This window comes from Pseudobacteriovorax antillogorgiicola, from assembly GCF_900177345.1.
Classification (GTDB): domain Bacteria; phylum Bdellovibrionota_B; class Oligoflexia; order Oligoflexales; family Oligoflexaceae; genus Pseudobacteriovorax; species Pseudobacteriovorax antillogorgiicola.
Genome location: NZ_FWZT01000019.1, coordinates 31,728 through 45,294, shown reverse-complemented (window position 1 = coordinate 45,294; position 13,567 = coordinate 31,728). Strand labels below are relative to the sequence as shown.

Below are 13,567 nucleotides of genomic sequence, written 5' to 3'. Positions count from 1 at the left end.
TCCCTTTTCGGAATCATGGGCTTGCAGCGGCCAATTGTTTCTAGGTAGCTCTTAATCCGTTTTATCAAGTCTGCGTGATTGCAGCTGCTGAACGCATTGAAGGATGAAAAAGGCATAATCGTCATTGCCTTTGCGATTCCGCCACAGTGAATTTGCTCGTTCAAGGAGGTGTTCCTTCATGGTTTCCGCGGAACCACCTTCAGCAAGGCTATCTTTGATATCACCGATCGTTAGTTTACGGCCTTCCGGCCCTCGATTTTCCATAAGCCCATCAGTATATATCATGAGGTAATCCCGATGAGTCATTTGGAAATCCAAAATACCAAACTGAGGCTTACTCGTAACCCCAAGTGGGTCACCTGGCTTGCTGAGTAGGGTATCTCCTTCACCACTATGTAAAAAGACCCCATGATGGCCAGCATTCAGATACCAACCCTGACCCGTCTTGATATCCAGACCCACAATAGCAACAGACATGTATCGCCTTACATCCTGATTCCCATCTATCAGCGCCTCGTTGATAGCTTTAGCTAGAAGAATTAGTTTCTGTGATAAGCCGATACTGGCTCCCGCTTGCTTAACAATATCAAGTGCTGCCCGACAGGCTGCAGCAGCACCAACTGTGATAAATGAAGCATTGATTCCCGAAGCCCCAACATCTCCCATGAAGAGAAAGAGTTCGTTGCTATCGGCATGATAGGCAACCCGCGACCAGTCCCTACTCATGTCGCTAGCCGCTTTAAAGTAGTGGCTAAGCTCAAAACCTGGAGGTTGCGGCACTGCAGGATTTACAGGCGCAAACATCGCTTGGGCCGCCTCCAAAGCTTCCCGCTCTCCTGAGTGTTTGCTCGTTTTTTGCCGTTCTAATAGGTTATGGACTCTTAATATGAGTTCCTGACTGTCTACCGGTTTTGGCAGATAGTCATCGGCTCCAATATCCAGGCCATGAAGCATATCACCCTTTGATGCCCGCGCCGTCAATAGAATTACGGGCACCTCTCGCAGTCTCTGATGTAGTTTCACATTGCGCAATACATCTTCGCCAGAAAAATTAGGCATCATCAAATCAAGAAGCAAAACATCTGGAGGATCAATCTCCATCATGCGGATGCCTTCATACCCATTGGTGGCATACCTAACATGAAAACCACAGTTGCGGAGAATATCAGCCTGCACTTCACAGTTCACATCATTGTCATCGATAATAAACACCTGGCCATCATTATGCTTTTCCAGCCTAGCAATCATTTCTAAGTGATGGGTATCTTCAGAAGGTTCTTCCAGCCCCGAGACAACTGTCTTAACCTCATCGATTTCTTGGCTAGTTGTTTGTAAAACAACCTTATTATTTTCCGGAATAATCACTTTGAACGTTGAGCCTTCTCCAGGTTTTGATGTCACACGAATATCGCCACCCATGAGCTTAAGAATCTCTTTTACCATGGCGAGCCCCAGGCCCGTGCCCTCAAAGGATCGTCGGGCACCCTGATCGACCTGCTTAAACTCTTCAAATATATGGGGGACACTTTCTTCAGGAATTCCAAGACCAGTATCCGACACTTCGATATGGAAGGCATGGGCTGCATCCAACGCGAATGAGACTCTCACCTGATTTGGCTGCCCCGACTTTGCAAACTTAAAAGCATTGCCAATCAGATTTCTTATGATAGCAAAGGCTTTTTCCTTATCAGTAACAAAGGATGTGCTTTCATTCCAGTTCCAACTGGTTTCGATCTCAAAGGATGCTGTATCGTATTTATGAGTCAGCCCCTCGCCCAAGCTTTTAGTATCATTCACTAGCTCATTGAGGGATATAATGGAAGATCGTAGCTCCATCTGACCTCGCCTTGATTTAGCAATATCGAGTATCGTATTCACTTGTAGCATCAGGGATTGAGCCAGACGCTCGATCTTACCAACCTGCTCTTTAACTTTATCGGAAACAGTACCGTAACCTCCTTCAACCACAAGTTTCGAAAACCCAATAATGCCGTTGAGTGGTGTCCGAAGTTCATGAGACACATTATGAAAGAACAGAGTCCGAGCCTCTTCTTGTTCCTTGAGCTGTTGATTGAGGTGGATGGTTCTTTCATAAGCACTAGCGAAGAGCTTAGCCACTACAAAGCCTTGGGCTAGAATCAGGCCCACAATACCATAGCCCATGATAAACGGCACGCTTAACAAACCCATAGTCACTGCTAAATCCACGAATGATGCGGCGATTACGACGAGGATTCCCATAGCTAAAGTTATAGCACCAACAAATCCATCTTTCGCTGCTCTTATAATCCCAAACACTGCGTAAAGAGCTACAAGGACTAGAACTGGGTTGGTATACTCTAGGATCGGACGATAAAACTTCGCAGAACTCCCTAGGACGACTAAGCTGTAGACAGCAGCAAAGACCCACACCCCGATAGAGACTGAAAGCTTAATGTAGCGGCGATAATTATTTTGAGCGAAGGAGACGAAGGCAGCGACGGAGAGATTGAAGGGTAGAAACTCCATGCGACGGAAGAACTCATACTGGCTGCTCGTCATGTTTGGTAAAAGATCTCCAAGTAAGAAGCTCATGGCAAAGAGGCGAAACGATTGTAGTAGACAGAAAGCAGCTAGAAATAGAGTCGACAGATCATCCCGCCGTCTAAAATGAATAAATAAATTATAAAGCCCCATGATGAAGCACATTGCGATCACTGCGACTTGGCTATGTGATTCAGCCATGTGCTGTTTCTGCATCTGATGATAGACGCCGATCTCTGGGTTTTCCCAAATACCGCCAGCACTAAAGTGGAAGTTTGAGACATGGATCAGCAAAATATAATCTCCGGCCCCCTGGGAGGGAATTGGTAAGCGAAACAGCCCCGTGCCAAGCTGAGGTCTTTCCCGGCCTTTTTGAGCAGCTACAGTTCCCCAAGAGCCAATTCCATTAACTCGACCTTCCTTAAGATCTAGCAAGTACAAGCGGTAGGCCGAATCTGCCCGAAGATGAAGCCCTAGACCTCGGCCTTTCGGGTCCAGGTTCTTCAGGCGAATCATAAAGCTACCCATAGGCCTAGCCCCTGGCAGCTTGGTGTTCAGGCTCTGAAGTGAGCCCATTTCCGGATTCTTAAGAATATCGCTGGGGTTCGCCAATTCACCGATCAGCGCCCTGGTCTGCCCTTGAAATCGAACAGATCGTTCGAATGTCTGTCCAGACAAATCAACTTGGCCACCCTTGAGCTCCAAGTCCAGGCGCCCTCTCCCACAGGACAGGAGCCAAGGTATCAACACTAGTATAAATAGCCAGTACTTCAAGGAAACCTCAAAAACGATTCTTCAGTTCTTCCATCGGTCGCCGATCCTCAAATTTCAGAAACCTCGGATCTATTGAATTTTAATTTTTAAATATCAAATGGTTATCTGGATTCAGGGATCACTTTGGAATATTATAGACCCGTTTCCTACCAGAGAGTTTAGTCATTTTGGTCAAATAGGCTTTCGCCTCAAGATTCCAACTCAGTTTGTAGAGAAACCATGCTCAAGTTGATTGCTTCTCACTGGAAACTGCGTTACAAAAATTGCCCAAACCTTAATAAAGAGTGAGCCTCATGGAATTCAAAACTGCACTAGAACAATTTCTCGATGCCATAAGCAAAAAGCAGATGGCGACAATCAGAAAATTTTTACCCAAATCGGGACCCATGGCAGGGATCATGTGCGATGGCACGATCTTAGACACCGTTGAGGATTTTCTTGAGTTTTTTGACGATTGGTTCGAAGACGATCAATGGTCGATCACCCACGACCTAGTATTTGTTGAAGAGTCTTCAGAGATGGCATATGGCGTTACGGAAGGTGACTATTTCGACAAGGATGATGATGGAGAACCATACAGCCTTAGCCTTATCACAACCTGCATCATGAGAAACATCGAAGGCCAGTGGATCGTAACTCTGTTTCAGCAAACTGAAGCGAACCTTGACGACTAGCGATGGCCGGTCTCAAAGCCTGTTTGCTAAAAATCGCAGATCTAGCGCCTGGTTTGTCTCTACGGAGTGCGCGGCGCGAATCAGCTCATCCCGAGACACTGACTTCGCGCCACGTTCGACTTAGGGAGAGGTTTTAAGATAAAGATGTGAGCTTAATCCTTCAAGACTCATCCTGACACGACCATCGTTATCACTAAATAAGTTTGATTCGCGACCCAGCTGCCCATCTAAAGACATATTAGGCTCCATTTTGAGATCAACGTCTTGTTCTTCGTCGCTGGAATTGATTGCGACTAAAGCAAGCTGAGAATCTAATTTTCGGGTGTAGACTACGACTCCTCTATCGGCATACAAGACATCAAGTTCGCCGCTGCGAAAAAGTTTACGGCTCTTGAACTTAAGTCTTAACACATCCAGATAAGGGATTGGACAAGTCATCCTTTAAACTCCATTCGTGAAAAAAATCTACGTCACTCCATAGTGACTTAACATGATCAGTTATATTTTCTAGGGATTCAAGATCAACTTGCCAGGCTGGGTTGTTCGCAGAATAAAGAACACCTATGCGCTTGATCTTTCTTTACATATCCGTACTCAATCAAGTCTAATTAATGTTGGTTAAATTCAAGATTCAAAATTTAGAAATCTCAGCTAGTTTTTAATAAGTATTATAGAAATCCAAGCTCCAGGAACCGAAATTCTCTCGCTACATTCTAGTAACACAGACCCTCATTTACGAAGTTTTTATGATTTCTACAAAGACATACTAGCGACGCAAGTTAGTACCATTAGGGGAGCAAGATGAAAAGAATTGAATTCTCAAGTGACCACTGACTATGTTTTGGTGCAGGTCCGCTAAACTAAATTTAGTTTAGCGGCGTAAGGTTTGCGTTAGTAGTTTATCAAAACCATTTGCGAAAGCCTGGATATCTTTCGCACCTAGGGGTGCCGGTCCCCCTGAAATCATTCCCGTTGAACGCAAATCATCCATGAAGTTCCTCATCGATAAAGCTTCCTTAATGCTGGCTTCGGTATAGACCTTGCCACGGGGATTGATAGCAGCAGCCCCCTTCTGAACGATCAGATCTGCCAAAGGAATATCGGCCGTGATCACAAGGTCGATGGGCTTACAGTTCTCCACAATATAAGCATCAGCAACATCGGCTCCCTTATCCACCACCACAAGAGCTGCTAATGGGCTTTTGGGGATCCGCATCTGGCTATTAGCAACCATCGTAACAGGAGTTTGGGTGCGCTCCATAGCTTTAAAAACAATCTCTTTCACTTGAGCGGGACATGCGTCCGCATCAATCCAAATTCGTGTCAATCTATTAAGGCTCCTATAAGATTCGCAGCCGAGTCTCGCCTGCGGTCAATTTTAACGAAACTTAGGTGTGGACTTTGTTAAGGAACTGTTGCAAACGCTCCGTTTTTGGAGACGCAAATAATTCCTGAGTCGGTCCCTGCTCTAAAATTGTCCCATGTTCCAAAAACAGGGTCCAATCTGAGATTTTCTTAACGAAGCTCATCTCGTGGGTCACGATAATCATGGTAATGCCGGACTTTGCGACATCAACCAAAACATCACATACGTCGTCCACCAGCTCAGGATCGAGAGCGCTAGTCGGCTCATCGCAAAGTAAAACCTTTGGCTCTAGAGCCAAAGCCCGTGCAATGCCCACCCGTTGCTGCTGACCACCTGACAATGAATCAGGATACTTATGTTGATGATCCGTAAGGCCGACTCGAATCAGCAAATCGGAAGCTCTAGCCATAGAGTTTTTCTTACTAAGCCCTTTTACCTTACGAATGCCCAAAGCCACGTTCTCTTGGGCTGTGAGGTGGGGAAAAAGCTCGAACCTCTGAAACACCATCGCCGTGTTCTGACGGACTTTGTGAATTGGGCGTTTAGTTGTGCCATAGTGAATACCACAAACCTCGATATCTCCGCGATCGATAGTTTCCAAAGCATTGATACTACGAAGGCAGGTGCTTTTACCACCACCTGATGGCCCTATGAGGCATACAACCTGACCTTCTTTCACCTTGAAGTTAATATCTTTTAGAACTTCTACAGGCCCTTTCTCCGATGGAAAGCTCTTGAAGACTTCCTTGAACTCAACAATGGTTTGACTCATGCCACCCTTAACTTTCTTTCTAAATAACGACCGTAGCTACTCAATATATAGTTGAGTGCAAAGTAAATCACAGCAACGACGAACCAGGTTTCAAAGCTGCGAAAGCTAACCGAAACTACATTGAGAGCCGATTTGGTTAGATCAGCTACAGAAATAACCGATACAAGAGACGAGTCTTTCACCAAACTTACAAACTGCCCAACCAGTGGTGGCAGCATCCGGCGCAGCGCTTGAGGAGCAATCACCGAGCCAGCGATTTGTATCGAAGTGAGGCCCATACTTTTCGCAGCATCCACCTGCCCCTTTTCAAATTCTTGGATCGTGCCTCGGAAAATATCGCCAACATAGGCCGAGCAAAATAGACTTAAAGTCAGAACACCGGCGGTTTCCGGCTCTAATTCTAAGGCCGTGCCCACAATAAAGTAAATCACATACAATTGGACTAATACGGGCGTGTTCCGAAAGACATCCACATAAAACACAGCGACCCGACGAGTTACGGGCTCCTGGCTCAGCAAAGCCAGCCCGAGAAGGACTCCCATGATTGAGCCCATCACGATACTGATCACGCTAATATATATGGTGCCCCAAAGCCCCTGTAGGATAATCCCTGGCTTACCAGACTCCGAAAGCCAAATATAATCCCACAAAAATCCGAACTCCCAATCGTAGTCCAGATTCCAGAAACTATAGACAAGAAAGCCGATGGCTGAACCCACCGTAGCGAGTGCTAGGAGGGTATAAAAAAACGGAAGACTTTTTTTGTACATGGGGCGCCTTAGAATAAATTAGGAAACTTTGACTTCCAAGTCATATCAATGAAGATTTTTTTATAGGTATAATCGTAGCCGCCGGTTTTATCAGCCTTCCATTTAGCGAGAAATTCATTAAACTTTGTCACGAGACTCTGGTCCTGCTTTCTAGCTGCCAACCCGAAGTACTCTTCTGACAAAACATCCGGCATCAGTGAAACTTTTCCTTTCTTGCTTTCGGCATATAGTTCGAGATAGGGCTTGTCATAGATGAAGGCATCCATTCGCCCCAGCAATACCGACTGCGCTGCATCAGCCTCACTATCTAATTTACGAACCTTGGCTTTGCTGATACTCTTACCAACAAAAATATCGCCTGTGGTACCAAGCTTCACAACAATCTTATGCTTCTTTTGATCCAGATCCTTTAGATTGCGCACCGTCTTCGCTAATTCAGGCCGCATGAGCACCTTCAAACCAGCCTTATAATAGGGCTCGCTAAACAGAACTGCCTTACGTCTTGCTGGGGTGATCGTCATACCCGACACCACAACATCATATTTTTTCGCCATCAAACCGGGAATAATTCCATCCCACTTGGTGCTGATAAACTCTGTCTTAACCCCCAAGAATTTGGCGAAGGCGTTCATCATTTCTATGTCAAAGCCAACATACTCACCAGATTTGGTTCGCATTTCAAAGGGCAAAAACCCCGGTTCCATACCGACTTTAATGACACCCTTTGACTGGATGTCCTTTAAGGTGTCAGCTTGTGCTGGAATCGCGAGGGCCACAAGAAGAAAACAAAAACTTATCAGTCGACGAATCATTGGGAACCTCATCTGAGTCAGGTCGTGAATCCCGTAAACGTAGACATTTAAAGAAATAATGACAAGCGCTAATTCTAGGGGAACATGGCGTGGTAAGCCTAATGGAGGCATGAAACCTGGAATTATGCAGCCGATTAGGCTGCACCAAGGCTAGAGACAGTCCCGAAGCTTAATTAATCGGCGAAAGAAGCTCTTCCTTGCGTACGATGTTTCTCACACCGTGGGCGTGATCCTCTTTAAATACGTTATTTTCACACCATCGATCCAGACTAGCCATGCTCAAAGGCGAACACTCGGCACCTACACTCCAGCTCACCTGAAATGGCGAACATGACTCTTCTGTATACTTCGGACCAGTCGTTGAACCAAGGTAACGCACCAATTCCTTGGATTTTGGAAGACTCTTGGGCTGATTGCCCTTGACATCATAGTTGGCGAAGTCTAGCTCCCCGGCTTTTCCATCGGTGAGATAAAAGACTCGCGCTTCAACCCGTAGGGTGGGGTTCTTACACTTTGGATTGAAACAAGAGTTAAGAGTCGCACCAGGCTTGACATTACAGGAGCTAAAGACCCAGTGAACTTCAACCGTGTCACCAGCAATCACACCTTTGCAACCTTTGCCATCCTCGCTTCTCTCTGACAGCTTGAGCTTAGGACGCGTGTTTTCACAGATATAGCCGCGATTCTCATCTTCGCCACCGAGCCTTCCAAATGCGGGTGATTTATGCTCGGCAAAACGATGGAAGTGAATGTTACAGAGATTCATATCTTTATATTCTGGTGCAAAGGCCCACCGGCTAGAATTGCTCCCTTTCTCAATGGTAATGTCCCGCGGTGACTGGGGCCCAGCACCCTCACAGGAGCCATCTGCCTTTTCGTCTGCAGCCCATCCCCCACTCGCTAAAATCAACCCAAATCCAACAAGTACCGTCTTTCCAAACATGTCAATACCTTCTTTCCTAATGAGTCAACAAACCACTTATAACATTTCCAGGTCGTGAAACTCTTCGCTACCAGTTTCCGACTCTGCGATTCGATTGAGAACGTCCGTTTCTTTAAATGCTAAACCGCAGCCAAAGCCAATACGTGTTTTGTTGCGCTTTAATTCCCAGCAGAACTGTTGGGTGTAAGCGTTGGTATCTAAAATAAAGTAGCTTTGGTAGCCTGGAGCGATAAATGGCAAGCTAATTCCCAAGTCCAGGCCCTGCAAGTTCAGTTGGTTCTTGATCTTACTAGAGTAGATATTGAGATATTCTTTGAAAATGTCAAGCTTTACTGATTTATCAAGAATCTTCCTAGGATCCTTCGTTAAAACCGATGCATCATCAGACCAAAAGTGCACCGTCAACAGCACCTTGTTCTCTGAAGAGCCGATGACCATAGTCGCCAGGTACTGATAGAATGGCAAATCATCGACACCAAGGATGGTGGTTTCGAATTGCAGATTGGTAAAACTCTTGAGAGAGTTACTCGACGTTTCTACTAGGAAATCTTGGAATTTTGGATTAACTGCACTCACAAGTTACCCACCTTCCTTTGGATCTCGGGTTACGATAACAAAAGCCACATCATCATTGAAAGGGCTCACACAGTCCAGACTCTTCACGAAGTGGCGCAATTTATTGTATTTGAGATCAGGCACATTGCGACCGCCTAGAATCAAACGCAGGTCACGAGAGGTCAAACGCTTGCCACTGATATCTTCATTTTCTATGAGTCCATCCGTATAAAGAAAAAGTGACTCGTCCTCGGGCAAATGGAAGGCAGTACCCTGGAACTTTTGGTTCTCGGTCACACCAATGGGCCCATTTCGATTCAGTAGTCCTTTTACTTTGTTTTTACCAAAGAGCATCACACGGGGATGACCACAGCTCACGTAGTGACCATCACCAGTGTTAAGATCAATTTCGATGATTGCCAGGGTCAGTAAGCGATTGGCTCTTTGCAGGATATCGTAGATCCCATTGTTCAAACTGCTTGCAAACAAATCCAAACGTTTGCCATCAAACTCCGGCGCTAGAAGTGTTTTCAATACCCCACGAAATAAGCCAGCGACACAGCCAGTAACCATCGCTGCCGCGGTTCCATGACCATTAACATCTGCAATACACACAATCAGGCGATTCCGTTCTTCATCAAAAAGATAGTCAAACCAGTCGCCACCGGTAGCTTCAGCAGATTCATAAACCCAACGAAGGGTAACCCCTTCAACTTCGAAAGATACGGGTAATAGAGCTTTTTGAACCGTTCGAGCGCTGAGAACACTAGATTTTAGGGTCACCGTTTCCGTTACATCATCTCCCAAGACTACAACGATAGGCGTTCGAGCGTTCGGGCTACGTATTACCAGAGATTTCCAGTTGATATATTCCTCTTCGTTTTGCTCAATGTAAGATAGGCTGAGGCTGGGATCATGTTTCAAGCCTTCGATATAATCAGAGAAACTCTGCCGCGCATTTTCGGAGACCAATTGAGTAAGGTTTGTGCCGACAACGTCATATTTTTTACGATAGAAGTACTCCTCACCATAGCTATTAATTCGAATGATCTGCCCTTCCACATTGGTTAGAATACAAATCAGTGGCAACTCTTCTATGAGGTCATCAGTGAATAGCGCCGCTGATTCGAACGAGGCAAATAGTTCATAAAGTGCAATTAAGTCATTTGGAATAATAGCCATAGTGTTTCCGTTACGCTGACTTTAACTTCATGCCATCTTGGTGCAGCTTCAGAGTGAAGCGAGTTCCCTGCCCTCTTGTCGAGGCCACTTGGATATCTCCTCCAATCTCTTGCACTGCAGTTAGTAATGCTCCCATACCAAACCCACGGCCTGAGATCTCGGTCACGCGATCGCGGGTTGAAAAACCATTGTCAAATATCAATTTGAGAATTTCATCTTCGTTCATTTTATCCAATTCAAGCTGGGACATCAGCCCTCTACCTATAGCTTTGCTTTTAATTTTCTCTTGATCGAGGCCCTTGCCATCGTCTTCCACTACCAGCCGAATCTCGTCGTCGTGTTGTTCGACTTTGATAGTTAGACTGCCAACAGGTGCCTTGTCGCCGCGCTCATCAGGAAATTCGATGCCATGATCCAAAGCATTCCGCACTAGATGAATCAGATTATGAATAATATTCTGTACTAGCTGGGGGTCGACGAGAATATCGCCACCGATAATTTTGAAGTCAACCTCTTTACCCAGCTGCAAAGCGAGGTGTTTCACCACCTCTCTAAAATGAGAAAGCAGAGAGAAAGCCGTTACTTTCTGGATGTCTTTCAACCAGTAATCCACAATCTTGATAATTTTGACGTCGGCCTTTTCTGCTTCGAGACGATCACGTAAAAGCGCAATACTTCCTTCCGATAGGGCATAGGATTTTTCACCGTGAAGCTTGCCATCCAAGCCTATCACTTCTGCATGCTTATTCATAAAGCTTTGTAACATGGATTGGATTTCACGGACGTCATCCACATGAGGATGGAGCAGACTTTCAAGCTCGTGGATATATGACCCTATATCTTCCAAGCCGAACGAGTAAAAGTTACCCTTAAGTGTATGAAGAACCATTTTGAAATGGCTACGATCTTTATCCTTCAGATGACTACAGGCTAGATCAACCCGTTCCTCAGCATCGATTACGAACGATTTGAAGGCTTCCTTTTCCCGCACGATTTTCAAGAGGCATTGATTCAAATGGGCTTCTTTCTCGGCACGAAGCACCGGACCAGCATCAGACACGCTATAGAGAATCGATTCGACGCTATTTTCCCCGTCACGAATGACCGCTCCTTCTAAGTCGACGGCCCCGTGGTGCAGAATATAGCGACGTGCAACCTGACTCAATGCTGCCTCTTCAGGGAGCATATCATCAAATATTTGGGTTATCGCAAGACTAAAATGTTCTGTTTCTCGCGGATCGAGTTCTAAGATCGTAGCAAGGCTGGTTCCGGATTCCACTTTTTTGTGGAAAAGGTCATCGCAAGATGCAGTGAAACCTTCAAGGACGTGTCCATCATGATCAACCCGTAAGAAGCCTGTCTTGACGTTATCATATATGGTCCGGATCGTTTGGGTTCTCTCTTCGACCTTGCGCTCTAGATTCTCGTTTAAGACTCTAATTTTTCCCTCGGCGACCCGTAGCTGCCGGTAGTCAGCAGCAAAGCGCTTGGATAGAATAGCTGACTGAGAAAGGATAAAACCAAGGAGTCCCCAATGAACAATTGTTGCATTGATGGCGGCACTATTTTGAGATAGAAGAATGTCGTTGACGACTCCGAAGCCCAAGGCACTGAAACCCACGAGGAATATCAGGCTACCATCTCGTTTCTTTCTCACCACATTAACCAGGGCTGTCACAACGCTTAGTAGAATAAACACAACAACCAGTTGAAAGTAAGGGAGGGATTGACCAAATATCTTTGGCGAGGTGACTAAGGCCAAGGCTGTAAAAGCCAACGACGTCCATACACCGAGCTGAACGATCCAGCGCCAGACTTCCTTATTATATAACAGGTTAAAAAATCTTATAAAGGTAAGTACTCCGAGTCCAAAAGTCATGTATTCAACCTTCGAACTCCAGATGATATCAGGAGTCTCGAATACATGGTGGTGCCAAAGCCCATTAGAACGGACAAATGTACGGACGCCGATAATCAAGCAGAAAAGACCAAACCAAAGGGGTGCCCGTTCTTCACGCCTCAAAAGGTACAGGATCAGATGATAAAAACCCATCATCACAATCGCACCGACCAAGAATGCATCGGTGATGATATCGCCCTTCCGCTTCTTGATGATCGCTGGCTCAAGACCTAAGTAAGTTTCCAAAGCTGAGAAGCGCCTATGAGTCGCAAAATTAGAGTTCTGGATAAAAATATCGAAGGTGGCCTGCTTCGGAGTAAAAGTCAACAAGGACTCCCGCTGCCCAGGCACTTCCTCGGTGGCTGAGGTTCCTACAATGCCGCCCTCACTCAAGATCACATCATCGACTATAATTTTATGACTAGAGAAAATTTCAGCAGTCCAAAATGTGAGTTGGCGTGGTGCATCCAAGATTACTCTAAGGTGAAGTGTCCCATAGCCATCAATCCCACCGGGAGTCACATCAGCCATCACAACCTGGGCATCTACAGTTTCAGGGTCGCTAGCCTGGTTAAGACTACTTGAATCGATGAGCTGCTTGTCGTAGTAATGCCAATTCTCAGAGATCGCAAGCAAATCATTTTTTTGCCAGTCATGCCCCCGTAGATCGAGGACACCTGGAGTGTTGCTTTGATTTTCTGCTAATGACAGCTCTGCAAGTACCAGGGTACAAACAAAGCATCGAAAGACAATGTTCATATTTTTTCTATTTCACCAAAGATACAAGATTCTTCTCAATCTGATATCGGAAGATTTTCATTTTTCTGAATGATTCATCAAGTAGGTTGCTATAGGACTTGATCTAGAACAGGATACGCAAGTACCATTAATAAGGGTTCAATTTTCTACGAGATCGGAACACATCATGGCTACAAAAGTTCTTATCGTTGATGATTCAAAAACTGCACGAAAAGAAGTTGTTCGGGTTGTTCACAACCATGGTATCCTCACCATCGAAGCTCAAAATGGCAAGGAAGCCCTTGCCAAACTGGAAGAAAAGGAAGACATCAAGCTCGTCTTTTGCGACGTAAACATGCCCGAAATGAATGGCATTGAGTTTCTTGAGGCTGTAAAAAAACAGGACAAATTCCAAAATCTACCCGTTGTTATGCTAACAAGCGAAGCAACTCAAGACGTGATGAAACGAGCCAAAGAGTTGGGAGTCACAGGCTGGATCATCAAACCAGCAGACCCCAAGACGGTGAACACCCTACTCGATACATTTTGCGCATAACG

Annotated in this window: 12 protein-coding genes; 2 read left to right on the top strand and 10 right to left on the bottom strand. The window is 45.5% G+C overall.

Annotation, left to right across the window (positions count from 1 at the left end):
* Positions 1 to 51: 51 nt before the first annotated feature.
* Complete coding sequence (locus B9N89_RS21685) at positions 52 to 3,297, bottom strand: ATP-binding protein (protein WP_132322571.1); 3,246 nt, start codon at positions 3,295 to 3,297, stop codon at positions 52 to 54.
* 293 nt (positions 3,298 to 3,590) lie between these two features.
* On the opposite strand from B9N89_RS21685, the gene B9N89_RS21680 reads away from it, so the two are divergent.
* Positions 3,591 to 3,971 (top strand): Cif family virulence factor, encoded by a 381-nt coding sequence (locus tag B9N89_RS21680; RefSeq protein WP_132322569.1) that lies wholly within the window; start codon positions 3,591 to 3,593, stop codon positions 3,969 to 3,971.
* 120 nt (positions 3,972 to 4,091) lie between these two features.
* Here the strand turns inward: B9N89_RS21680 and B9N89_RS21675 are convergent, their stop codons facing one another.
* The 9 genes from B9N89_RS21675 to B9N89_RS21635 form a co-directional block, all read right to left on the bottom strand.
* Positions 4,092 to 4,409 (bottom strand): hypothetical protein, encoded by a 318-nt coding sequence (locus B9N89_RS21675; RefSeq protein WP_132322567.1) that lies wholly within the window; start codon positions 4,407 to 4,409, stop codon positions 4,092 to 4,094.
* A 433-nt stretch (positions 4,410 to 4,842) separates the two neighbouring features.
* Complete coding sequence (locus B9N89_RS21670; RefSeq protein WP_132322565.1) at positions 4,843 to 5,298, bottom strand: YaiI/YqxD family protein; 456 nt, start codon at positions 5,296 to 5,298, stop codon at positions 4,843 to 4,845.
* Positions 5,299 to 5,359: 61 nt separating this feature from the next.
* Complete coding sequence (locus tag B9N89_RS21665) at positions 5,360 to 6,109, bottom strand: amino acid ABC transporter ATP-binding protein (RefSeq protein ID WP_132322563.1); 750 nt, start codon at positions 6,107 to 6,109, stop codon at positions 5,360 to 5,362.
* A complete protein-coding gene (locus B9N89_RS21660) occupies positions 6,106 to 6,828 on the bottom strand; it encodes an amino acid ABC transporter permease (protein WP_234996143.1) in 723 nt (240 codons plus the stop codon). The genes B9N89_RS21665 and B9N89_RS21660 overlap by 4 nt, the downstream gene beginning before the upstream one ends.
* A 59-nt stretch (positions 6,829 to 6,887) precedes the next feature.
* Positions 6,888 to 7,691, bottom strand: a complete 804-nt coding sequence (locus B9N89_RS21655) for a transporter substrate-binding domain-containing protein (protein WP_159455543.1) — start codon at positions 7,689 to 7,691, stop codon at positions 6,888 to 6,890.
* Positions 7,692 to 7,860: 169 nt separating this feature from the next.
* Positions 7,861 to 8,634 (bottom strand): delta-class carbonic anhydrase, encoded by a 774-nt coding sequence (locus tag B9N89_RS21650; RefSeq protein WP_132322557.1) that lies wholly within the window; start codon positions 8,632 to 8,634, stop codon positions 7,861 to 7,863.
* Between the two features lie 36 nt (positions 8,635 to 8,670).
* Complete coding sequence (locus B9N89_RS21645; RefSeq protein ID WP_132322555.1) at positions 8,671 to 9,210, bottom strand: hypothetical protein; 540 nt, start codon at positions 9,208 to 9,210, stop codon at positions 8,671 to 8,673.
* Positions 9,211 to 9,213: 3 nt separating this feature from the next.
* Positions 9,214 to 10,371, bottom strand: a complete 1,158-nt coding sequence (locus B9N89_RS21640; RefSeq protein ID WP_132322553.1) for a PP2C family protein-serine/threonine phosphatase — start codon at positions 10,369 to 10,371, stop codon at positions 9,214 to 9,216.
* Between the two features lie 10 nt (positions 10,372 to 10,381).
* The gene (locus B9N89_RS21635) at positions 10,382 to 13,030 is read right to left on the bottom strand and encodes a 7TM diverse intracellular signaling domain-containing protein (protein WP_132322551.1); all 2,649 of its coding nucleotides are present in this window, start codon (positions 13,028 to 13,030) and stop codon (positions 10,382 to 10,384) included.
* A 166-nt stretch (positions 13,031 to 13,196) separates the two neighbouring features.
* Here B9N89_RS21635 and B9N89_RS21630 point away from each other — a divergent pair, with 166 nt between their 5' ends.
* On the top strand, positions 13,197 to 13,565 hold the full coding sequence (locus B9N89_RS21630; protein WP_132322549.1) for a response regulator: 369 nt from the start codon (positions 13,197 to 13,199) through the stop codon (positions 13,563 to 13,565).
* Positions 13,566 to 13,567 lie beyond the last annotated feature (2 nt).